This is a genomic window from Pseudaeromonas pectinilytica, assembly GCF_054780855.1.
On record NZ_BAAGVN010000004.1, the window covers coordinates 1 to 23184 of the forward strand.

Sequence of the window (23184 nt, forward strand, 5' to 3'; positions counted from 1 at the left end):
AAAAAGAGCCGGCTGGAATGACGACTATCGGGCTCAGTTATTCTTTGGTTAAAAGATCAACAAAGTGTGCTCCCGCCCTGGTCAACACCTGGGTCTGCGTCACGATACCGCCCGGGGTACCCTTCACCTGTGTCACCTCGGTATTGACCTTGGTATCCAAGGCTTCATCCGGTTGGGTCGAGCAGCCGACAATCCCTGCTATCATGGCGGCCAACAGAGTCATTTTTGTCATTGTCATCATCACTGAAATCCTTTTGCCGTACGCGACCAGAGCGGAAGACCATGGTCAGATGGAATATAAATGGGTGTCGCATGAAGAGCATAGCCACCTGAGTGACCATTTACCACCAGACTCGCTTCGGCCGCGAGAACGGTGAAAATGGCCTGCCGATGAAAATCGGCTTGGCGAAGTGGATGGCGATTGATTTAATAGCCAGCGCCGCTTGGCCGATGCTTTGTCGGGCAAGCCACTGAACTAGAAACTAGATGCTGAACCCCAGCAGGAGAACCTTATGAGTACTGAAGCACTGGATGATGCCTTCTGGCAACGGGCAGACGAGATCATCAACCTGGCCAATGAACAATGCGAGAAAGCCGAGAGCAGTGATGATGTCAGCGCCTCCTTGCTGTATGCCACCGCCCGCTTCAATGCCTTTCTGATTGCCTCCACCGCCCAGAGTGCCGGTGATATTCAAAGCGGTAAGGAGGATGCAGTGGCCTACTTCACCGAGCAGTATCGGCAGCTGTTGATGGACAATCTTGACGACTACATCGAGAACTTCGACGAATACAACGCCTGATAGCACAGTCGGTGTGCATCGTGACCTAGGCTGCGGCATGCCTCTCATGCCGCGAGCCTCTGTTATATGAGCCTCTTACCCCAACCCTTTGCTAGTAGATCGCAGCTCAGCCCTGAAGGGTTACGTCAAGCCCCACCGTCTCTACTCCCCGCTTGCGATAACGATCCGGGGTCACGCCGGCCAACGACTGAAACATGGTGATAAAGGCTGACGGTGAGCTATATCCCAGCTCCAGCGCTATCTCCTTAATGCTCATCTGGCGCTCCAGCAGTGACAAGGCATGAATAAAGCGCAGCCGTTGTCGCCATTCACTAAACGACATGCCTAATAACAGACCACAACGCCGCGACAGGGTTCGCTCGGTGCTATGGACAATCTTGGCCCACTGCTGCAAGGAGCGGTTATCCGCAGGTTGCATCTCCAAAGCCCGAAGCACGGGCGCCAACAAACGATCCTCTGTCATCGGCAGATAACGCAATTGCCGTGGCGAAGCCACCAACTGATCGATCAACACCAGACTCAAACGCCTGTCCGCCGGGGTTTCCGGCTCCAGCAACTGGTGCTGGTGAAAATGGTCGATAATCGCCAGCAATAACGGGGATAAATCCAGCACGCAGGGTGACGTCGGCAAGGCTTGGCAGAGCTCACTGGCCACATTAATAGTGCCGAAATCGATGGCCTTGTGGTTATAGCTGCGATGTCGTGCCCGAGGCGGGATCCAGACCCCGAATCGCGGCGGGGCAATAAAGCTCTCCCCGGCGATGGAGAGCTCCATCAGACCGCTCCGGATAAAAGCCAACTGCCCCCATTCGTGCCACTCCTCTTCCAGATCGGTCATTGCCGCCAGATGAGCCTCGCAAAAGCGAATGGTTCGTGGCGCCGAGCTGATCGAGGGCTCGGTATGACGCCGTTGGCGAGGGGCGGCAGGCGATGCAGGGGTCAATGATGATGGGTTGATCCGGGGCGGCTTTAGCATGTCTGAATATGGCAATGAGTTGGCGGATTATCATTATATGCAGAAAATAGGACAGCGTAGAATCGCGCCACATCATTGTCTGGAGTCACACTATGTTCTGGTACCCCTTGCTGGCCGTATTAATCTGGAGCGGTAACGCGATTGTCAGCAAGCTCGCTGCAGGCACCATTGAGCCAGGAGCCATTGCCTTTTATCGCTGGTTCATCGCCTGGATACTTCTGACGCCCTTTATGCTGCGCCCGTTATGGCAACAGCGGCAACAGATCCGCCCCTATATGAAGAAATTCATGCTGCTGGCCTGCCTGGGTATGATGCTGAACCAGAGTCTGGGTTACTACGCAGCCCAGAGTATCAGCGCCGTCAATATCGGCATCCACAATGCCCTGATCCCGCTGTTTACCGTAGTGCTCAGCCTGTTCCTGCTCAAGGAGACACCAACACTGGGTATTCTCTGTGGTTCAGTGCTGTCGTTTTCCGGTTTACTCGGTCTGGTCAGTGAAGGCTCGCCGGAGCGCTTGCTGCAACAAGGGATCAGCAGTGGCGATCTGCTGATGCTAGTAGCGGTGCTTTCCTACGCCCTGTATGGCGTCTTACTCAAGCGCTGGCAATTACCCTTCACCGGTTGGCAGTTTATCTACCTGCAAATGAGCTGTGCCCTGTTGTGGCTACTCCCCGATTTTTTGCGTTCTGACAACCTGCTACTAAGCCGGGATAACCTGCCGCTGGTCCTGTACGCTGCACTTCCGGCCTCACTGCTGGGTACCCTATTCTGGCTGCAGGGGGTGCGCTTGCTGGGCGCTAATCGCACCGCGATTTTCATGAACCTGCTGCCGTTGTTCACGGCACTGATTGCCGTCGGTTGGCTGGGAGAACGACTCCATAGTTTCCATCTCTGGGGGGGCGGACTGACGCTGCTCGGCGTCTTGCTCTGCCAGTTCTGGCGTCAGCCATTACCGGGCCACACACCCGCCACAGCAATGTAACAAACTGATAAATAACCAAATATTTCAAAAAATCTCACTCTAAAGAGTCATTTCTCGAACCAATAACCCGTGAATTCAAGGGAATAACCACTGGTTTTTAGAGCAGGTTATTCTCGTCCCACCATGCACAGTCCGCGAGCTTAAGGCCCCCTTAAGCTTGCCTGTTGATAATCCTGTTTCATTGGATTTCATGGTCGGAGCAGTTTGTGCCCAATTCCCCACGCCGTTATGCCTTTATCTACTGGTTTGCAGCCAGTTATCTGCTTCTGAATCTGGTTAGCCGCCTCGGACTAACCTGGATGAGTTGGCATAAAGGTGCCTTGTCATTGACCGATCTGCTGTTTGCCTATAGTGCCGGTATCCTGTTTGATATCGCCAGTTTCGGCTATCTGATCCTGCCTTTTGTACTCTGGCTGAGTCTGACGCCGTTGAGATGGCGGCACCATCCGGTTTGGCGAGTCGCCGGTTGGAGCGTACGCTTGTTCACCGTCTTCGCCCTGCTGTTCCAGGTGGCCAGTGAGTGGGTGTTCTGGGAGGAGTTCGACAGCCGCTTCAATTTCATCGCCGTCGATTATCTGGTGTATACCCATGAGGTGATCGGCAATATCCAGCAGTCCTACCCCATAGGTCTCTGGCTTTCGCTATGTGCCGGTGTCGCACTGTTATGGGTTTTATTCTCCAATCATCCTGTGGCCACACAGTGGCTACCGCGTCCAGTCCTGCATCTGCTCGACCACAATAGGCGCTGGCCAGTATTACTCAGCTCTGCGCTGGTTACCCTGCTGGTCAGCGTCGGCCTCAATGCCCAGGATAGCAACCAGCGTCGTAATCAGTATGCCAATGAGCTGGCTGGCAATGGCCTGTTCAGTCTGTTTGGAGCCTTTCGCAATAATCAACTCGACTTTCAACGTTTCTACGCCACGCTGCCGGTGAATGAGGCTGCGCAGCGAGTTCGCGAGCAACTCGCGACCCCGGATGCCACGTTCGTCAGCAACGATCCGCTGGATATGCGCCGGCTCATCCGCCATAGCGGCACCGAGAAACGACTGAACGTGGTGCTGATCACCGTTGAGAGTCTGTCGGCCAAGTATCTAGGCAGCTTCGGCAATACCCAGAATCTGACGCCGGAACTCGACAAGCTGGCCAGCCAGGGCATGTTGTTTACCCAACTCTATGCCACCGGCAATCGTACTGTTCGTGGCCTGGAGGCGCTCTCCCTGGCGGTACCGCCAACCCCGGGTCAATCCATAGTCCGTCGTCCGAACAACGAAAATCTGTTCACCTTGGGATCCGTGTTTCGCAGCAAGGGCTACCAGACCCACTTCCTGTATGGCGGCTATGGCACCTTTGACAATATGAATGGTTATTTCAGCGGCAATGGCTACCAGGTGCTGGACCGGACGGCACTGAACAAGGATCAGATCACCCAGGAGAATATCTGGGGTGTCGCCGATGAAGACCTCTACAGCATGGCACTGCGGGAATTTGACAAGGAAACACAGCTGGGGCGTCCATTTTTCGCGCACTTGATGACCACCAGTAACCACAGACCCTACACCTTCCCGGAGAATCGTATCGACCGTCCCCAAGGCAGTCGGGAGAGTGCGGTCAAGTACACCGACTGGGCCATCGGCGACTTCCTGCGCCGCGCCCAGCAACATCCGTGGGCCAAGGACACCCTGTTTGTGATCGTGGCCGATCACTGCGCTTCCAGCGCCGGCAAGACGGCAATCCCGGTAGAGGGATACCATATTCCGATGATCATCTGGTCGCCAGGCCATATCGCCCCGCAGCAGGTGGCGCGACTGAGCAGCCAGATCGATGTAGCACCAACTTTGTTAGGGCTGCTGAACTTCAACTACAGCTCACAATTTCTGGGACAAGATGTGTTTGCCACACCTAAAGGACCCGAACGAGCGTTTCTTGCAACCTATCAAGGGCTTGGTTATCTGAAGCAGGAGCATTTAAGCATCCTGAACCCGAAGAAAAAGCCTGTGACCTCCGCTGTCGTGGAGCAAGCTCCCGCCATCGATGAGGCGCGACAGCAACACGACGCCATCGCCTGGTACGAGATTGCCAGTCAGTTATTTACCACCGGGCAGATGAAGATCCGCACCTGAGTCTGGCTGCAGACGAACATAAAAAAACCGGAGCTGTGTGCTCCGGTTTTTTATTGCATCAGGATCACGGAATCTCGATTCAGGGTTGCTGTTGGCAACGGTACTGTTTATCCCCTTGCGTCCAATCGGCACCGCCTTTGAACTCATGAAAATTGACTCCATCCCCCTCGAAATTGACTCCGCCGCTGGTAGGCCGCATCCAGGTCAGAATTCGGCTGTCGCCCTGTTGCACCACCAGCAAAGGCGGCTCGGTGGAGTAGAAGGTCGCCACCAGGGGTTGCGCTAAACCATCGCAGTGATACGAGATGGGCCCCTCGGTCGGCACCCGCTCAAATTGTGCCTGTAACTGGGCAATACGCTCCAGATAGACAAACTCCAGACACATCTTGATATCCCGGTCCTGACGACAGGCATCCCGACGCACCACCCATTGCGCCTGATCCGCCGCGACATCCACGCCCGGCCATGCCGACTGCAGAGGGGTCACCTCGGCGAGTAATTGATCCAGCTGTTCGATCAAATCCACTTGCGCCGGGCGCTCGCACTGATATTTCTCGAAGGTATCCTTAGGGATAGCCTTACATTTTTCCCGCAGCATACGGTTACGGGCAGAATCCCGAGCCTTGCGTTCATCACCCGTTAATCCTTTGGGTAATTGCGCCTCCGTCAGGGGGATCACCTGATCACCAAGAGCCTGGATGGCGACAGCGGCGCTGACAGTGGCTACAGCCCCAGACGTCACACCACTGGCGGCAGCCGATGCACTCTGAGCCATCGGCAGCGTATCGGCCGCCAGACAGCTGGTCGCAACCAGACCGCCGAAACCGGCCAGTAACCACCGGGACCCGATCAAAGCGCGGAAACTCATGGCTTACTCCTTACCAATTTAAATACGATGGGGTCCGGAATATCCGGAACAGCCAAAACGATAGCAATCTCAACGCCTAAAGCCAGCGCGTAACGGGCGCTAGAGTACACGGAACCAGCCAAGCATGGCAAAGCCTTCCCACTCGTCACCCTCGCGGTACGTCAGGGTAAAAAGCAGCGAACCGCCATCCTGGAGAGCCGCATGCCAAAGCATCAGGGATGCGTCTGGATTCCAGCGATTTTTCACCATTTTTCGGCTTCGATCGCAATCTTGCTGGCGGATTAATCCATCCCCCCAATTCTCTGCGCCAGATCAATAAAACGGCGAGGCGCTTTGCGGTTAAATACCCACATCTTGATGCCAGCAATGAATTGGCACCTACATATAGTGTTCCATTGGTGAACACACACCATCACGGGAATGCAGTCACCATGCGGGATCCAGCGCGGATCCCGGTGTTTTGCTGCATCAGGCCCCGCCAGTCGATCCCTGGCAGGCCATCAGCAATATGGATCTTTTGAAATCAGGAGCGATATCGTGAAACCGGTTATCATCAAGCGGGATGGCTGCCGTGTGCCCTTCAATGGCATGCGCATTATCGAAGCGGTCGCCAAGTCGGCCGAAGCGGTCGGCGTCAAGGATCTGGCCTATTGTGCCGGTATCGCCGAGCAGATTGCCCAACAACTGGCCGACAAAGACGAAGTCGCGATTCACGATATCCAGAACATGGTGGAAAACCTGCTGATGGCGGGCGAGCATAAGGAGATGGCTCGCGCCTACATCGAGTATCGCCATGACCGCGATATGGCCCGTGAAAAACAGGGCCGTCTGAGTCAGGAGATCCGCGGCCTGATCGAGCAGAGCAATGCCGACCTGCTCAACGAAAATGCCAACAAAGACAGCAAGGTGATCCCAACGCAGCGGGATCTGCTGGCCGGGATCGTCGCCAAGCACTACGCCAAGCAATACATGCTGCCACGGGATGTGGTGCAAGCCCACGAACGTGGAGAGCTGCACTTCCACGATCTGGACTACTCCCCCTTCTTCCCCATGTTCAACTGCATGTTGATCGACTTGCATGGCATGCTGACCCATGGCTTCAAGATGGGAAATGCCGAGATCGACACCCCCAAGTCGATCAGTACCGCGACTGCGGTGACAGCCCAGATCATCGCCCAGGTCGCCAGCCACATCTACGGCGGTACCACCATCAACCGTATCGATGAGGTGCTGGCCCCTTACGTCACCATCAGCTATGAAAAGCACAAGGAAGTGGCACAAGAGTGGCAGATCCCGGATGCCGAAGGTTTTGCGCGTTCGCGGACCGAAAAGGAGTGCTACGACGCCTTCCAGTCGCTGGAGTATGAGGTCAATACCCTGCACACCGCCAACGGTCAGACCCCTTTTGTGACCTTCGGCTTCGGCTTGGGAACCAGCTGGGAATCCCGCTTGATCCAGGAGTCCATCCTCAAGAACCGCATCTCCGGGCTGGGTAAAAACAAGAAAACGGCCGTGTTCCCCAAACTGGTGTTTGCCATCAAGGATGGTCTGAACCACAAACTGGGCGACCCGAATTACGATATCAAGCGACTGGCGCTGGAGTGTGCTTCCAAGCGCATGTATCCGGATATCCTCAACTACGATCAGGTGGTCAAAGTCACCGGCTCGTTCAAGACGCCCATGGGCTGCCGTAGCTTCCTCGGTGTCTATGAAGAGGATGGCGAGATGATCCATGAGGGGCGCAACAACCTCGGCGTGGTGAGTCTGAACCTGCCGCGGATTGCGCTGGAAGCTCGCGATGAAGCCCACTTCTTCGACCTGCTGGATAGTCGTCTGCGCCTGGCGAGAAAAGCGCTGATGGCCCGCATCGAGCGGCTGGAAGGCGTCAAAGCCCGGGTCGCCCCCATCCTGTATATGGAAGGCGCTTGTGGCGTTCGTTTGCAGGCCGATGACAACGTCAGCGAGATCTTCAAGCACGGACGCGCCTCGATTTCACTGGGCTTTATCGGCATTCACGAAACCATTAATGCGCTGTATGGCCACGACAAGCACCTGTTTGATGACGCAACTCTGCGCCAGAAGGGCATCCAGATTGTCCAGACCCTGCGCGATGCAGTCGAAGCCTGGAAAGCCGAAACCGGCTATGGCTTCAGTCTGTACAGCACGCCCAGCGAAAACCTCTGCACCCGCTTCTGCAAACTGGACACCCGCGAGTTCGGGGTGGTCGACGGCGTAACGGACAAGGGCTACTACACCAACAGCTTCCATCTGGATGTCGAGAAGAAGGTAGACCCTTACGCCAAGCTGGATTTCGAGATGGCCTACCCGCCCCTAGCCAGTGGTGGTTTCATCTGCTACGGCGAATATCCAAATATCCAGCACAATCTGGAAGCCTTGGAAAACGTCTGGGACTACAGCTACAACAGGGTCCCCTATTACGGCACCAACACCCCCATCGACGAATGCTACGAGTGTGGCTTTACCGGTGAATTCGAATGTACCAGCAAGGGGTTCACCTGCCCCAAATGTGGCAACCATGACTCCACCAAGGTCTCGGTCACCCGTCGGGTATGCGGTTATCTCGGCAGCCCGGATGCCCGGCCGTTTAACAGCGGCAAGCAAGAAGAGGTCAAGCGCCGGGTGAAGCACTGTAATCCCTGGATGGGACACGCGGTATAGAAAACAACAAGGGCGCCCAACGGCGCCCTTGTTATGATCACTCAATGGCTATCAGGCAGCTTTCGGATCGGCCCCGAAACGGTTCTCGTCACGAGTCCCTTCGAAGCAGAAAAACACCAGCAACACGATCGGCCCAACCAGCGGGATCAGCCCCAGCAACAACCACCAGCCAGAGCGGTCGGTGTCATGCAGACGGCGCACACTAACCGCCAGACTCGGCAACAGTACGCCCAGGGAGTACAGAGCACCCAGCACCGGAGCGGTACCGATGACACCATCGACAACACCCAACACAATGGAGGCGATCACGCTGAACAACAAAAACATCCAGTATTCAGTGCGACGGGCACGGCCACTGAAGGTGACATATTTTTTTAAAACTTCGATATACCAGTTCATTCCTTTAGCATTCCTTTTTTGATTATGTGTTGTGACTGCACAGCCACTCCATGATCCGGCATTCTGATACCAAGATCACGGACATGGTAACAAGCTGTAACAGCCAACTCCATTTGACGCCACTGAAGTTGTGAGCCCAGCCATGCTAGAATGGCGCGCCATCACTTGGCATCGATTTCGATACATCGAGAGTTTGTCATGAATTATCACCAGTATTACCCGATTGATGTGGTCAATGGCCCCGGCACCCGCTGCACGCTGTTCGTTTCCGGCTGCGTCCATCAATGCAAGGGCTGTTATAACCAGTCCACTTGGCGGCTGGACTCGGGGCATCCGTTCACTGTGGCGATGAGTGATCGGATCATCACCGATCTGAATAACCCACAGATCAAGCGTCGAGGCTTGAGTCTGTCCGGGGGTGATCCGCTGCATCCAGCCAATCTATCGGCGGTACTGGCGCTGGTGACCCGGGTACGGCAGGAGTGTCCGGATAAGGATATCTGGTGCTGGACGGGTTATACGCTCGACGAGCTGACGGCGGAGCAGCAAGCCGTGGTTGATCTGGTCGATACCCTGATCGATGGCAAATTTATCAAGGAGCTGGCGGATCCGGCACTGGTCTGGCACGGCAGCAGCAACCAACAGCTTCACCATTTTGATCGTAGTCAGGCCTGGTGGCAGTCCGCCACTCGCGCGCTCCCCCCATCGTCTACCGGAGATTTTCCATGTTCATGAGCCTATTCCGCCGTCTGTTTGGCGCCGCGACTCCGTCCGATCACCGCACATCGGCATCTGCCAACACCGTAGAGCCGATTGAACATGAAGGGTTTCTGATCTATCCCGAGCCACAACCGGAAGGAAGCCAATACCGCTTGGCCGGACGTATCTGCAAGCAGATCGACGGCGAGTTGCAGACTAATCTGTTTATTCGCTCCGATATTATCAGCGACAAGGAAGAGGCATCCCGGCTGATGGTGGAGAAAGCTAAAAACTTTATCCTACATACCCAGGGCGATATTTTCCGCTAAACCACACCATAGAACGGTGCGGGCAAGACCTATTGTCCCATCACCCCCCAACGGCCGGATTGCCCGGCCATTGGCGTAGAGCTTCCCGCTCATCCCCCAGCGCATCACTGCTCACGAAACAGCTGTTCATGCAGCAGCTGGATTTGATCCCGCAGGGCTGCGGCCTGTTCAAACTCCAGATTGCGGGCATGTTCGTACATCTGCCCCTCAAGCTGCTTGATACGCTTGGCCATTTTTTCCGGACTCTCCGGATGATAGAAGGCCTCGGACTCTGCCACTTGTCGCAACTGCCGCTCATCACTCGGTCCACTGCCGCTGACCTGCATGATATCGACAATTTTCTTCTTCAGGCCGGTCGGGACTATGCCATGTTCGGTATTAAACTCTTGCTGTTTGACACGCCGACGCTCGGTTTCGCCAATCGCCGCGCGCATGGAGTCGGTGATGCGATCGGCATACAGGATCGCCTTACCATTCAGATTTCGGGCGGCGCGACCCATGGTCTGGATCAGGGATCGGGTCGAGCGCAGGAATCCTTCCTTGTCGGCGTCGAGAATGGCCACCAGCGACACCTCCGGCATATCCAGCCCTTCCCGTAGCAGGTTGATCCCGACCAGCACATCGAACTTGCCCAGTCGCAAGTCGCGGATAATCTCCACCCGTTCGACGGTATCCACATCCGAATGCAGATAACGGACCCGCACTCCGTGCTCGTCCAGATACTCAGTCAGATCTTCCGCCATGCGTTTGGTGAGTGTGGTGATCAGCACTCGTTCGTCGATCTTGGCGCGAATGCGGATCTCCGACAGTACATCATCCACCTGGCTGGCCACCGGACGCACTTCAATCACCGGATCCAGCAAACCGGTTGGTCGCACCACCTGCTCGACCACCTGACCGCTGGATTTTTCCAGTTCATAGTTGGCTGGTGTCGCCGAAACAAAGATGGTCTGGGGCTGCAGCGCCTCGAATTCATCAAATTTCAACGGCCGGTTATCCAGTGCCGAAGGCAGTCGGAAGCCGTACTCGACCAATGTCTCCTTGCGTGAGCGATCGCCCTTGTACATGGCGCCAATCTGCGACACCGTGACGTGAGATTCATCGATGATCAGCAAGCCATCCGCCGGCAGGTAATCGAATAGCGTGGGCGGCGGCTCACCGGGTGCCCGTCCCGAGAGGTAGCGAGAGTAGTTTTCGATGCCCGAGCAGTAACCCAGCTCCTGCATCATCTCGATATCAAACTGGGTGCGCTGAGTGATGCGTTGCTCTTCGAGCAGCTTGTTGGCCGAGAGTAGGTGCTGACGACGCTCACCGAGTTCCACCTTGATCGACTCAATGGCATTGAGGATGGTATCCCGTGGTGTCACATAGTGACTCTTCGGGAAGATGGTGTAGCGGGGAACCTGCTTCTCCACCGCGCCGGTCAGCGGATCAAACAGCGATAACCGCTCGACTTCCTCATCGAACAACTCGACCCGTAGCGCCAACTTGTCCGACTCGGCGGGGAAGATATCGATCACCTCCCCTCGCACCCGGAACGTAGCCCGCGCAAACGCGGCATCGTTGCGGCTGTATTGCAACTCGGCCAGACGGCGCAAAATCTCGCGCTGGTTGATGATATCGCCCTGACGCAGATGCAACATCATGCTCAGATAAGCTTGCGGATCCCCTAGACCATAGATGGCTGAGACGGATGCCACTATGATCACGTCCCGTCGCTCCATCAGCGCCTTGGTGGCTGATAAGCGCATCTGCTCGATGTGATCATTGATTGCCGAATCCTTCTCGATAAAGGTATCGGTCGACGGTACATAGGCTTCAGGCTGGTAGTAGTCGTAATAGGAGACAAAATACTCCACCGCATTGTGCGGGAAGAACTCGCGCATCTCACCGTACAGCTGGGCGGCCAAGGTCTTGTTATGCGCCATGATCATGGTGGGTCGATTGCAATGGGCGATCACATTGGCCATGGTAAAGGTCTTGCCCGATCCGGTCACCCCGAGCAGCGTCTGATGAGCCAGACCAGATTCTATGCCATCAATCAATTGGGCAATCGCCTGCGGCTGATCGCCGGCGGGCTCAAACTGACTCTCCAGTTGAAATGCTTTACTCATACGGACTCCAAGGTCAGGCGGCGCAGCGTGCTATTGAACCACAGATAGGCTAGACAGGCACCGAGCAGGTTGGCGACAACGCCACCGATAAACATCCCAAACAGTCCGAAGCCATATCCGAGCAGACACGAAAGAGGCACAAACAGCACAAAAAAGCGCAACAGGCTCAAGCCAAAGGCTAGTCGCGGTTGATGCAAGGCATTCAAGGAGGAACTGGTCAAGATGATCACCCCTTGTAGCCCATACCCTAAAGGCAGGATCCACAAATATTGCAATAACAGGCGCTGCACCTCGGCTTGATCACTAAACGCAGTAGCAATCCAGGGCGACCCGAGCAGCAGCAACAGGTAAATAGCCAGTTGAATCATTAAGACCATCTGTAAGGCACTGCGATAGGCCTCCGCGACCCGCGCCAACTGGCGAGCACCACTGTTCTGGCTGATAACAGGGGGTAAGCTCATAGAAAGGCTCAGAATAAACAGGCAAGCCACGGACTCGAGACGACTACCAACCCCATACGCCGCAACCGCCTCCTGACCATAACGAGCCACAAATGCGGTCAGCAGTACCGTGGCCAGTGGCGTTAACATATTGGCGAGCGCCGCAGGCATGGCGATACGTAAAATTTCGCGACCATCGGATAAGCCATAACGATCAAACTGTCGCCATGACAGCAGACGATGACGAAACCACAACATCCACAGCATCAAACCGCAGCCGCACGCCCAAGAGAGCAGACTGGCAATGGCAGCCCCCTGGATCCCCAGCGCAGGCACAGGCCCAACCCCGAAAATCAGCACCGGATCTAGCACGGCATTGACCAAACTGGCGGCGACCATGATGCCACTGGGGATGCGGGTGTTGCCAAACGCCCGGAAGATCGCGTTCCCGACCATGGAAACGGCCAATAGACCACAACCGGCAAACCAGATGTGCATATACGAGAGGATCAGCGGCAAGGCATCCGCATCGGCGCCCATAGCGACAAACAGTGGCTCACTCCACAGCAAGCCAGCCCCACCCCCGACGACCATGAAGCCAAACGCAAAGAGAATGGCACTCAGAGCCTTACGCTTGGCCTCTTCCTCGCGCCCCTGTCCCAAATAACGCCCCAGAATGGCACTGGTGCCAACCCCCATGCCAATCGTCAGGCTAATCAGCGAAAAGGTGATCGGAAAGGTAAAACTGATTGCCGCAAGCGCACGGGTTCCCAACTGGGCGATAAACCAAGTATCGAGCAAATTAAAGCTCATCATGGTCAACATGCCGACCATCAAGGTCAGAGTCATGCGAATAAGTTGCGGACGAATAGGACCAGACAGCAAGTTGACGTTCAAAAGCTCAATTCCAGCGATTTTTCGCTATTCTACCCTGCAATTCGATGGGTAAACAGCCAAGCAAAATGATCCTTTAGCCTTATCGAGCATTTGAAAAAACCGAACCGAGTTTGCAGTTCATCACACAATTCCCTATTGACCTAAATGGAGTCCATCTCTACTATTGTCGGCCTCGCCTAGCGATTCCCTCGTAGTTCAGTCGGTAGAACGGCGGACTGTTAATCCGTATGTCACTGGTTCAAGTCCAGTCGAGGGAGCCAGTTTATTTCGGCATCATTCCTGCAGTTATCCACCAAAAAAGAGCACAATGCGCCAAAACAATGCACAATTGGCATAGCGTTCGCTTACCCGAAATTTTTCAACCTGCCTCAGCTTCAGCACAAAACACCATAAACAGCAACACATTGATTTAATTCAATTAAATTATTTCAACTCTTTTCTATTGAACTCGTGCAAAGCCTTATGACATGCGGGTTACAGCAAGGTTTGAAACTTTAACTCACATGGTTATCCACAGAAACCGTGGATAACTTGCGCCAAGCCAGACACCACGCGACTTCCGCACGCTGTGCATAAATTCAGACGCCCGACCGGTAGAGGATTTCACCATTTGAAGCTCTCTGAACCTGCCCACCCTCTGCAAGCAATCAAGCCATCCATCCCGTCTGTCAGCGCATGATTTTTCATACGAACATCGACGGAGTAACCGCCTGTTGATTAAGAATAATACGTCGTTGTGCAGCATTTCACCGAACAGGCCGTTTTTCCCCAAATAAGCGGCGCAGCGGTTGACAGTCTCCAGGCCAATCAGTAACATGCGCGGCGTCTCGAAGAGACTCTGTTCCCTCGTAGTTCAGTCGGTAGAACGGCGGACTGTTAATCCGTATGTCACTGGTTCAAGTCCAGTCGAGGGAGCCAAATTTCAATTCCTCCTTAGTTCAGTCGGTAGAACGGCGGACTGTTAATCCGTATGTCGCTGGTTCAAGTCCAGCAGGAGGAGCCAGTTTCAATTCCCTCGTAGTTCAGTCGGTAGAACGGCGGACTGTTAATCCGTATGTCACTGGTTCAAGTCCAGTCGAGGGAGCCAAATTTCAATTCCTCCTTAGTTCAGTCGGTAGAACGGCGGACTGTTAATCCGTATGTCGCTGGTTCAAGTCCAGCAGGAGGAGCCAATTCAACACAAAGGGACACAATCATGTGTCCCTTTGTGTTTCTGTCGTTCTGATTCCCTTCATTTTGCTGCCAATTTGCTATTCTGGATTCAAATAAGACACAAAATGGATGTTGCGCATCCGGCGCGAGTTCACGAAGTGAGCCCGTAGCGCATGAGCGAGATGGCACTCTCTTTGCTTATCGTCTTTGCTTAATAAGTAGACATGGATATTATCTAGTAGCTGAAGGATCAACATAGCCAACTGGCTATGGATGATTCAGGATCGGCAGGCCGTAACAGTTTCTTTTGGATAGGGATGGGAACAAGATGCGCAATCCGATGACCACGCTCAAGCAGAAGGCCTTGTTGCTCATGGCTAGCTTGTTGTTGCTCAATGGCGCAGCCATCTATCTGCTGCAAAGCCAACAGTTGCAGCAGAGCAATCAGCATATCGCGACCCTGTTACAGGCCGAGTTAGCGAACGCGAGCCTCACGCCGCAATTGCTAACCGACATCCAGAATAAGCTCAACCTCGCCGCCATTACCATTTATGAACAAAGTAGTCAGCGCACGCTGATGCAAACCTCCGAGGCCACGACAGGGTTTCTGGAGCTGCTCTATCCAGCTTTAACAGGGGAAGTCGCCCTGCCACAACCCGGGCAGAAGGCGATTTACCATCTCCAGCACGCTCAGCTCGTTCCGATATTGGCCATACAAAGTGTTCTGGCGTTGCTGACCATCATTCTGGCAATCGGCGGCATGTTGGCATTACAGAAGAAGATGGTACAGACCCTCCAACACAGGCTACTGGACGAGATTCAACAGCCACACTCATTTCCCGACGACATGATGCACCAAGTCTCGGAAGCCATACATAGCATGCGTCAGCAGTTGGAACTGCAGTTGGCAGAAGCCGAGCAACATGCATTGGCACTAGAGTTGCGCGTCAACCAGGATCCATTGACCAATCTATTGAATAGAACCAGCTTTCGCCAGGATCTGACCGAGATCCTGCATGATGAAGAGCAGGTTTCTTTTTCACTACTGGCCATAGTTCGAGCCACCGAATTAGCAACCATCAACCAGCAGCGAGGCTTCGTGGCTGGCGATAAGTACCTGATCGACGTTGCCAATCTGATCAACAAGAGCGCCAAACGACTAGCGAATGCCCGCGTCTACCGGATGGGAGGCAGTGACTTTGGCGTGCTGCTTAAGGTTGGCAATAGCAATCAGGCAACGCTACTAGGCGGAGAACTGAAAGTAGCGTTTGATCAATATCAACAAGATAACCAACTGGAAAGCGTGGCCTATACCGGCCTCACGCTGCTGAAGCCGGGACAAGAGCCGGAGCAGATCCTGGGCCGCAGTGATCTGGCGTTAGCCAAAGCCCAGACCAGTGTGACCAATGGGTGGTACCTGCAAGAAAAAGACAGTGAGGATTACCTGCAAGGCGAGAGTTATTGGAAACAGGTGATCGCCGATGTCATAGCCCGTAAGGCCATCTTATTGATGCAACAACCAATCCAGAGCATGAATATCTCGATCCGCACCTATACCGAAATATTTGCCCGTTTCGTGGGTGAAAATGGCCAGGTGATGCCGACAGAAACCCTGCTCGCCATGGCGCAACGCCATGACCTGCTCATCCGGCTGGAACAACAAATCATCGAGCTGATCATGCAGCAGCATAGCCAACAAAATTTTGCCAATCAGCGTTGGGGCATCAATCTGTCGGCCAATGCCCTGATGAATACGGCATTCCTGATCTGGTTGGAGCGGCAACTGCTGCGGGACACCAATGTTGCCGCGAATCTGGTGTTTGAAGTTGATGAAGACCTGCTGGATTGTAACCTGGCGGCCAGTACCCGTCTGTTTGAGATGTTGCGACGCGTAGGCAGCCGCTCTAGCATTTCGAAGTTTGGCAAGGGCCTGGGGTCATTCCGGCTGTATCGCGAGCTTAAACCTGACTACATCAAGCTGGACCCGAGTCTGATCAACGTGCTGGAGCGGGAACATACCAGTCAACAATTCATTCGCATGATCGTCGAAGTATCTCACCGCTTGGGATGTGTGGTGATCGCCGAAGGAGTTGAAAATATCGCGCAGAAACAGTTGCTGGAAACCATGTACATCGATGCGATCCAGGGGTACCTGATTGCCAGGCCAACCCCACTGACCCATGGCTACAGCATAGAGCCCATAGCGTAAGGTTATTCGCGTTTGAGACGGTGTAGTAAGCGCAACACCTCATTAAGCAAACGAAACCGCTCCAGCTCTTCTTTACCGTAGCGCGTGGAGAGCAGGGAAGCGTTTCCGCGCTGTTTCATATAGCGGGTGATCTGCAAGCGGTTAAAACCGCCAATCCGGTAAAATAACGACAGTAATGCTTCAAGCTCCTCCCCTTTGAGCCCGGTTTTTTGAGCATACTCCCCGTCTCCGGGGTGAAGGATGGTGACCTGAAGATCCCGAATGACACCGCGTTCTTTCAAGTACTCCAGCCATTGCTCGACCTGCACCGGTTTACAACCCGCCAGCAGATTGAAAAAACCAGCCGCATCACACCGACATCCCGTCAGCAGTGAGCAAGCCAAGGCATCATCGTTACAGCTGAATGCCACGTCACCAATCATTGACCAGTCAACCGCATGGACTGTGATAGTGGCCTGGCCTGTTTGTTGTCCGGAGCATGAAAATGTAAACAAATTGCCGTCCCCATTACTGAGCTGAGCCAGATCCGACAGTCTATCTTAGTTTTCATCCCGCCAGGGATATCGATGCATCCTCACGGCAAAGAAAGCGAGCCGGGCGATCCATGACGTCGAGCCGGATAAAAACATCGGAGTAAAAACCAAAACAAAGGGGCGCCTCATCAGGCGCCCCAATCTTGAGCTCACCCTCATATCAACATCATGAATGGCTGATGCTGGCCAACTTTTCAAAATAATCCGGGAATGTCTTGGAGGTACAACCCGGATCATTGATGGTGACAGGGGTATCACTCAAGGCCACCAATGAGAAGCACATGGCAATCCGGTGGTCATTGTAAGTATCGATGGCAGCATGCTGTAGATGTGCAACAGGCGTGACTTCGATGTAGTCCTCACCCTCGATAACCTCAGCCCCCAGCTTGCGCAACTCGGTCGCCATAGCACTCAAGCGATCCGTTTCCTTGACTCGCCAATTATAGATATTGCGGATCACGGTCTTACCGGTGGCAAACAATGCCGTGGTGGCTATGGTCATGGCCGCATCGGGGATATGATTCAAATCGAGGTCGATGCCATGCAACGGACCTTGTTCCGCCTCGATATAATCCTCACCCCAGGTGATCTTGCCACCCATTTTTTCCAGCACATCCGCAAAGCGGATATCCCCCTGAATACTGTGCTTGCCGATCCCGGTGACCCGGACCTTGCCCTTGATCACACCGGCGGCCAGGAAGTAGGACGCGGATGAAGCATCGCCCTCCACCAGGAAGTCTCCCGGCGACATGTACTGCTGATTACCGCGAATGTAGAAGATCTGATAGTTGTCATGTTCTACCAGAACCCCGAACTGCTGCATGATGTGCAGGGTGATATCGATGTAGGGTTTGGAAACCAGCTCCCCCTTGATCTTGATCCGGATATCACCGGCAGCCAGAGGTGCCGCCATCAAAAACGCAGTCAGAAACTGGCTGGACACCGAGCCATCAATATGAACTTCGCCGCCCCAAAGCCCCTTGCCATCAATGGTCAGCGGTGGGTAGCCCTCATTCTTCAAGTAGTGGATCTTGGCGCCCGCCTCACGCAAGGCATCGACCAGATGCCCAATGGGGCGCTCTTCCATTCTCGGCTCACCCGTCAGAGTAAACTCGCCATTTCCCAAACAAAGAGCGGCACAGAGGGGCCGCATCGCGGTACCCGCATTACCCAGAAACAGTTGCAGCGGTTCGCTCACGGAGAATGGGCGGCCAAGACCGTGGACGACACACTCGGTCTTGTTGGCGGATAACTCGTATTTCACCCCCAATAATTTCAGCGCGGCCAGCATGTGACGGATATCATCACTGTCTAATAGATTGGTGAGGCGGGTTGTACCTTTTGCCAACGCGGCCAGTAACAGAGCGCGATTCGATACACTCTTGGAGCCTGGCAAATTGACGGTGCCCTCGACTCGGGCTATGGGTTCCAATGTCAGGGTTTTCATAACTTCCTGTTCTCTTACAACGGGTGGATAACGGACAGTCTGGCGACAGTATCAGCCACACGCGAACAGGGCAAGCCATAAGCGCCCTGACGAGGGAGTGACAAGAAGGGATTGCACGGGAAAACTCGAGCTCAGGTTTTCTTGTCCGATGGTGCCGGCTCTGGAATGGCCAACAGCGGTTCGACGATCAACTGCCCCTCTTGGTGAATAATCTGGCAAGTTGGGTAATCCCGCTCGCTGGTAAGCTTGAAACCGGCAATCTCGACCTTCACCCCAGCATACAGATGGCGAGCACACAAGACCCGGGCTTGTGCCAAAAAAGCCTCGCGGTCCGCATTGACCTGATCCCATTCCCGCTGTTCCTCGATCAGCTGTTCGACCAGATGAGTACGCGTCGCCGCAATCTTTTGACTCAACAGATTACGTTTCTCGCCAATAGGCAATTGGTGCACTTTGGCTTCGGCATCTTCGAGATGTTTGATGGTGAGCTCACTCGTTTCAATCGCTCCGCGCAATTCTTTCTTGCGCGCCAGTAATTCTGGATAGCAACCGCGAATAGTGATCTGGGTCGAGGTGTCGGCCATTCCCCCCAGCGTCACAGCCAGAACCTGTTTGCCAACAACAATATCATTGCCTAACAGTGAGCCTTTACTCCGGCTGGCATCCGAGATAGTCAATGAACCAGGAGTTTCAATCCGGCAGTGCAGCAACTGACTACCCACGGTGACATCATGGCCTGCACAAATGTCCGCATATTGGGCAAAACGGGCGGAGACAGCACCAGTACAGCGGATGTTGCAGGAATAACGTCCCGGCTGATGCAAGGGGTGACCTATGATGCCTTTTTCGACTAACAGATCCCCTCCCACCTCTATCGAGGCCGATTCCACCAGACCCGCCACTGTCACACTGCCACCCGCCTTGATCCGCATCCCCTCACACACATTCCCGCTGATCATGACACTACCGGAAAAAGTGACATGCCCAAACTTGGCATCGACATTCTGGATATTCAGCACCTCATCCACCTGCATGCCGTGCTCAATCTCCTGAGGGAGCCCTTCTTGCGTCGCAACAAGCAGCTCTGGATTATCCGCACTGAGCTGGGTTCCAGCCCCTATATTCCAGGGCACCTCCACACCGGGTTTAGCCGGCAGCGACTCACCGGTGACCTTGAACCCAGGGATCCCCGGCTTCGGTGGATAGCGACACATGACCGCATCACCAGGCACCACAGTCACCATGACGCCCAGATCCCGTAAATCAACACGATCTTGTCGTGCATCTTGCACCTGAGGGCGCAAGATACGCTCGCGCAAGGTTTCCACCAGCTTTTCGAATCGACTGTCTGCACCATTGACAGCCAATTGCCCCTCGGCCACCACAGCACTGAGCTGTGCACCGGGCGGCAACGCCGCCACCTGGACCAATAACTCACTGATCGCCTGGGTACTGATACCATGGGTAATGCTGGCGGCATGCAAACTGGCCCGCACCTGGGCCACATCGACCGGTTTGCCGGCAAAGGGAGCGGTCACGGTTGCCGTGGCCGTCATGGCATCTTTGCTCAATGCCACCGTCACTTGGCCATCCTGACGCCGAGCAACGATCATCACCGAATGTGAAGAGGCCTGATCGGGCGACGACTGGGATTTTAGTTCCTGAAAATTCTTGGCCGCATCCTGCAGTGCCTTGTCACTGACCTGATAATTCCTAAAGTTGGAATGTTGCAGCAGAGCAGCCAGTACCTTGGCATCCACATGCGCCTCTACCGGCTCGATGGCGAGCAAGACAAACTGGCCATCAGAAGAGAGGTAAAAGAAATCGGGTCCCAGATCTCCGGCCCCAAATAACGAAGCGTCAGACAGCGAAGAGACTGAATCGGACATTACAAACCACCAGTTAGTGTATATGTTCTTTTGATACCAGATCAGTGCACCCACAAGCATGACGAACGTTACAAAGTGGGATTAATCTTTATACAACTATGGCAAATTTGTCAGGAATGGCTATCCGCTCACAGCGGCAGAACCATAACATTTCTCTTTGTATTCAGGTGGATACTGATGCTGGGCGCAGAAACAAAAAACGCCGGACAAGCCGGCGTTTTCACTAAAGGGATCTAGTTATTGCAGAATGTGCCGCAAGGCACTGAAGAAGCGCTCGTTTTCTTGCGCGGTCCCAATACTGATCCGCAAGTGGTTCGGCATGCCGTATCCTGCGATAGGACGCACGATCACCCCTTGTTGCAGCAACGCTTGGTAGATGGGCGCCGCGGGTTGAGCCAGATCGACGGTGATAAAATTCCCGCTCGATGGAATAAAGGTTAATCCCAACTCGTTGAAAAAGGCTTCATAGCGCGCCATTTCCTGCCGGTTCAACGCCACAGCGCGCTGCAGATAATCGCTATCCTCCAGGGTGGCTTGCGCCGCAACCAGGGCCAGAGCATTGGCATTGAAGGGCTCACGCACCCGGTTCAGGACACTGGCCAGCTCGGGGGTCGTCACCGCATAGCCCAGGCGTAAACCCGCCAGGCCGTAAGCTTTGGAGAACGTCCGAGTCACCACCAGATTCGGGAATCGCGCTACCCAGGCCGCGCTATCGGCTCGCAATGCCGGATCCATGTACTCGTTATAGGCTTCATCCAGGATCACCAGAATATGCTCTGGCACTCGCGCCAGAAACGCTTCCAGTTCGGCCGGAGGCAGTACGGTTCCGGTCGGATTGTTCGGATTGGCAATACAGATCAGCTTGGTCTTGTCGGTAACAGCCGCCAGCATGGCGTCCAGATCGTGGCCCCAGTTTTTAGCGGGCACCACTACCGCATCGGCACCGTGCGCCTGGGTGGCCAGGGCATAGACGATGAAGGAGTATTGGGCATAAATGACCTCGTCGCCTGGGCTGACGAAGGTATGAAAAATCAAGTCAATGACCTCATTGGAACCATTGCCCAAGGTCAAACCCGCCGCATCCAGGCCGAAGGTCTGAGCCAGCTTCTGCTTGAGATAGAAGCCGTTGGCATCCGGATAACGGGTTAAATCGGCCAATGCCGCTTCAATCGCCAGTTTCGCCTTCGGACTCAACCCCAATGGATTTTCGTTCGATGCCAGTTTGACGCAGTCGCTGATCCCCAACTCACGCTCCAGCTCCTCAATCGGTTTGCCGGCCTGATAGGGTTGCAAGCCGGAAACCCCGGCGTTGGCCAATGCCAAATAGTCCATAATACTGATCTCTTTGCTATGACAATCGGTAACATCAGGGCCCCGTAGGGCCCTGATTCTATTAATGAATGGAGCTTAATCTGACTCAACCGTGCTGCTTGGCAAAGCGCTCCATAAAGGATACCAGCGCCTTGACCCCGTCCAGCGGCATGGCGTTATACAAGCTGGCTCGCATGCCACCGACGATGCGATGTCCCTTGAGCGCCATCAGATTGGCAGCCTTGGAATCACTCAGGAAAGCGGCATCCAGAGCGGCATCCTTCAACTGGAATGGAATGTTCATCCGCGAACGACAGTTCAGCGCCACATGGTTGCTGTAGAAGTCGCTGGCATCGATATAGTCATACAGGAACTTCGCCTTCTCGATATTCCGGGCTTCCATGGCTTCCAGACCACCTTGGCGCTTCAACCACTTAAACACCAGACCGGCCAGATACCAGGAATAGGTCGGCGGGGTATTGAACATGGAATCGTTATCGGCAGTTACCTTGTAATCAAAGATTGCCGGTGTATCGGGGCGGGCATTCCCCAGCAAGTCATCGCGTACCAGCACCACCGCCAAACCGGACGGACCGATATTCTTCTGGGCACCGGCATAGATGATGCCGTACTGGCTGACATCCACCGGGCGGGACAAAATAGTCGAGGACATATCCGCCACCAGCGGGATGCCGTTGGTCGCCGGCAGATCGAACATCTCGATGCCTTCAATGGTTTCGTTCGGGCAGAAATGCACGTAGGCCGCATCAGCACGGAACTGAGGCTTCTCGATCAGCGAGAAACCACCATTATCGTGCTTGACCACACCCTCGACGCCCTGAATATCACCAAACTTCTGACCTTCGGTCAGTGCCGCTTTGGACCAGACACCTGACAGCAGGTAGTCGGCCTTCTTGTTGGCTCCGCCCAGTAAATTCTGGGGTACTGCCGCGAACTGGCCGCGACCGCCACCGTGCATGAAGAGTACCTTGTAGTTGTCCGGCACCTGCATCAAATCGCGCAGATCCTTCTCCGCTTCGGCGGCAACCGCCATGTACTCCTTGCCACGGTGGGACAGCTCCATCACGGAGACACCCAGACCACTAAAGTCGATGAATTCGCGTTGGGCTTGCGCCATTACCTCTTCCGGCAGCATGGCCGGGCCTGCACAAAAGTTATAAACCTTGCTCATCTTCTCTTCCGTTGGCTTCCTTGGAACTACCAGCTTTTACACCGAACCGTGATCCGGCGCAAAAGGTTTTTCATCGACTCGGTCGATGCCATTTCCCGGCATTGACCAAATGATGGATAAATAAAAGGCGGCCCGCAGGCCGCCTCG

Annotated in this window: 18 protein-coding genes and 5 tRNA genes; 12 read left to right on the forward strand and 11 right to left on the reverse strand. The window is 54.5% G+C overall.

Features of this window, described 5'->3' with window-relative positions; translation table 11 throughout:
- Window positions 1-37: 37 nt before the first annotated feature.
- Window positions 38-241: a hypothetical protein gene (locus ACYVG7_RS00175; protein ID WP_460881242.1), complete on the reverse strand. Its 204-nt coding sequence runs from the start codon at window positions 239-241 to the stop codon at window positions 38-40.
- A gap of 271 nt (window positions 242-512) precedes the next feature.
- Here ACYVG7_RS00175 and ACYVG7_RS00180 point away from each other — a divergent pair, with 271 nt between their 5' ends.
- Window positions 513-800, forward strand: coding sequence for a DUF3144 domain-containing protein (locus ACYVG7_RS00180; protein WP_460881243.1), 288 nt, complete (start codon window positions 513-515; stop codon window positions 798-800).
- Between the two features lie 106 nt (window positions 801-906).
- On the opposite strand, the gene ACYVG7_RS00185 is transcribed toward ACYVG7_RS00180, so the two are convergent.
- Window positions 907-1776, reverse strand: coding sequence for an AraC family transcriptional regulator (locus ACYVG7_RS00185; protein ID WP_460881244.1), 870 nt, complete (start codon window positions 1774-1776; stop codon window positions 907-909).
- A gap of 92 nt (window positions 1777-1868) precedes the next feature.
- On the opposite strand from ACYVG7_RS00185, the gene ACYVG7_RS00190 reads away from it, so the two are divergent.
- Window positions 1869-2759 (forward strand): DMT family transporter, encoded by an 891-nt coding sequence (locus ACYVG7_RS00190; protein ID WP_460881245.1) that lies wholly within the window; start codon window positions 1869-1871, stop codon window positions 2757-2759.
- Window positions 2760-2965: 206 nt separating this feature from the next.
- Window positions 2966-4879, forward strand: coding sequence for an LTA synthase family protein (locus ACYVG7_RS00195; protein WP_460881246.1), 1914 nt, complete (start codon window positions 2966-2968; stop codon window positions 4877-4879).
- Between the two features lie 79 nt (window positions 4880-4958).
- Here ACYVG7_RS00195 and ACYVG7_RS00200 read toward each other — a convergent pair whose 3' ends face one another.
- On the reverse strand, window positions 4959-5747 hold the full coding sequence (locus ACYVG7_RS00200) for a lysozyme inhibitor LprI family protein (RefSeq protein ID WP_460881247.1): 789 nt from the start codon (window positions 5745-5747) through the stop codon (window positions 4959-4961).
- A gap of 537 nt (window positions 5748-6284) precedes the next feature.
- Here ACYVG7_RS00200 and nrdD point away from each other — a divergent pair.
- Complete coding sequence (gene nrdD, locus ACYVG7_RS00205) at window positions 6285-8426, forward strand: anaerobic ribonucleoside-triphosphate reductase (RefSeq protein ID WP_460881248.1); 2142 nt, start codon at window positions 6285-6287, stop codon at window positions 8424-8426.
- 51 nt (window positions 8427-8477) lie between these two features.
- Here the strand turns inward: nrdD and ACYVG7_RS00210 are convergent, their stop codons facing one another.
- Window positions 8478-8825, reverse strand: coding sequence for a DUF805 domain-containing protein (locus ACYVG7_RS00210; RefSeq protein ID WP_460881249.1), 348 nt, complete (start codon window positions 8823-8825; stop codon window positions 8478-8480).
- 198 nt (window positions 8826-9023) lie between these two features.
- On the opposite strand from ACYVG7_RS00210, the gene nrdG reads away from it, so the two are divergent.
- Both nrdG and ACYVG7_RS00220 read left to right on the forward strand, forming a co-directional pair.
- Window positions 9024-9560, forward strand: coding sequence for an anaerobic ribonucleoside-triphosphate reductase-activating protein (gene nrdG / locus ACYVG7_RS00215; RefSeq protein WP_460881250.1), 537 nt, complete (start codon window positions 9024-9026; stop codon window positions 9558-9560).
- Window positions 9551-9853, forward strand: coding sequence for an HlyU family transcriptional regulator (locus tag ACYVG7_RS00220; RefSeq protein ID WP_460881251.1), 303 nt, complete (start codon window positions 9551-9553; stop codon window positions 9851-9853). Before nrdG ends, ACYVG7_RS00220 begins: the two co-directional genes overlap by 10 nt.
- 104 nt (window positions 9854-9957) lie before the next feature.
- Here ACYVG7_RS00220 and uvrB read toward each other — a convergent pair whose 3' ends face one another.
- Window positions 9958-11967 carry an excinuclease ABC subunit UvrB gene (gene uvrB, locus ACYVG7_RS00225; RefSeq protein WP_460881252.1) on the reverse strand — a complete coding sequence of 670 codons (2010 nt, stop codon included), beginning with the start codon at window positions 11965-11967 and terminating at the stop codon, window positions 9958-9960.
- Window positions 11964-13304 carry an MATE family efflux transporter gene (locus tag ACYVG7_RS00230; protein ID WP_460881253.1) on the reverse strand — a complete coding sequence of 447 codons (1341 nt, stop codon included), beginning with the start codon at window positions 13302-13304 and terminating at the stop codon, window positions 11964-11966. Before ACYVG7_RS00230 ends, uvrB begins: the two co-directional genes overlap by 4 nt.
- 184 nt (window positions 13305-13488) lie before the next feature.
- Here ACYVG7_RS00230 and ACYVG7_RS00235 point away from each other — a divergent pair.
- The 6 genes from ACYVG7_RS00235 to ACYVG7_RS00260 all read left to right on the forward strand — a co-directional run bounded on the left by ACYVG7_RS00235 (window position 13489) and on the right by ACYVG7_RS00260 (window position 16665).
- Window positions 13489-13564, forward strand: a tRNA-Asn gene (locus tag ACYVG7_RS00235).
- A gap of 582 nt (window positions 13565-14146) precedes the next feature.
- Window positions 14147-14222: transfer RNA gene (locus ACYVG7_RS00240), tRNA-Asn, on the forward strand.
- A 9-nt stretch (window positions 14223-14231) separates the two neighbouring features.
- Window positions 14232-14307: transfer RNA gene (locus ACYVG7_RS00245), tRNA-Asn, on the forward strand.
- Window positions 14308-14315: 8 nt separating this feature from the next.
- Window positions 14316-14391 (forward strand) — tRNA-Asn (locus ACYVG7_RS00250).
- A 9-nt stretch (window positions 14392-14400) separates the two neighbouring features.
- Window positions 14401-14476, forward strand: a tRNA-Asn gene (locus ACYVG7_RS00255).
- Between the two features lie 308 nt (window positions 14477-14784).
- Window positions 14785-16665, forward strand: coding sequence for an EAL domain-containing protein (locus tag ACYVG7_RS00260; RefSeq protein ID WP_460881254.1), 1881 nt, complete (start codon window positions 14785-14787; stop codon window positions 16663-16665).
- A gap of 2 nt (window positions 16666-16667) precedes the next feature.
- On the opposite strand, the gene ACYVG7_RS00265 is transcribed toward ACYVG7_RS00260, so the two are convergent.
- From ACYVG7_RS00265 to serC, 5 genes are all read right to left on the reverse strand, one after another.
- The gene (locus tag ACYVG7_RS00265; RefSeq protein WP_460881255.1) at window positions 16668-17159 is read right to left on the reverse strand and encodes a hypothetical protein; all 492 of its coding nucleotides are present in this window, start codon (window positions 17157-17159) and stop codon (window positions 16668-16670) included.
- A gap of 205 nt (window positions 17160-17364) precedes the next feature.
- On the reverse strand, window positions 17365-18645 hold the full coding sequence (gene aroA / locus ACYVG7_RS00270) for a 3-phosphoshikimate 1-carboxyvinyltransferase (RefSeq protein WP_460881256.1): 1281 nt from the start codon (window positions 18643-18645) through the stop codon (window positions 17365-17367).
- A gap of 131 nt (window positions 18646-18776) precedes the next feature.
- The gene (locus tag ACYVG7_RS00275) at window positions 18777-20534 is read right to left on the reverse strand and encodes a DUF342 domain-containing protein (RefSeq protein WP_460881257.1); all 1758 of its coding nucleotides are present in this window, start codon (window positions 20532-20534) and stop codon (window positions 18777-18779) included.
- Window positions 20535-20771: 237 nt separating this feature from the next.
- On the reverse strand, window positions 20772-21866 hold the full coding sequence (gene hisC, locus ACYVG7_RS00280) for a histidinol-phosphate transaminase (RefSeq protein ID WP_460881258.1): 1095 nt from the start codon (window positions 21864-21866) through the stop codon (window positions 20772-20774).
- 85 nt (window positions 21867-21951) lie between these two features.
- Window positions 21952-23037 (reverse strand): 3-phosphoserine/phosphohydroxythreonine transaminase, encoded by a 1086-nt coding sequence (gene serC, locus ACYVG7_RS00285; RefSeq protein WP_460881259.1) that lies wholly within the window; start codon window positions 23035-23037, stop codon window positions 21952-21954.
- Between the last annotated feature and the right edge of the window lie 147 nt (window positions 23038-23184).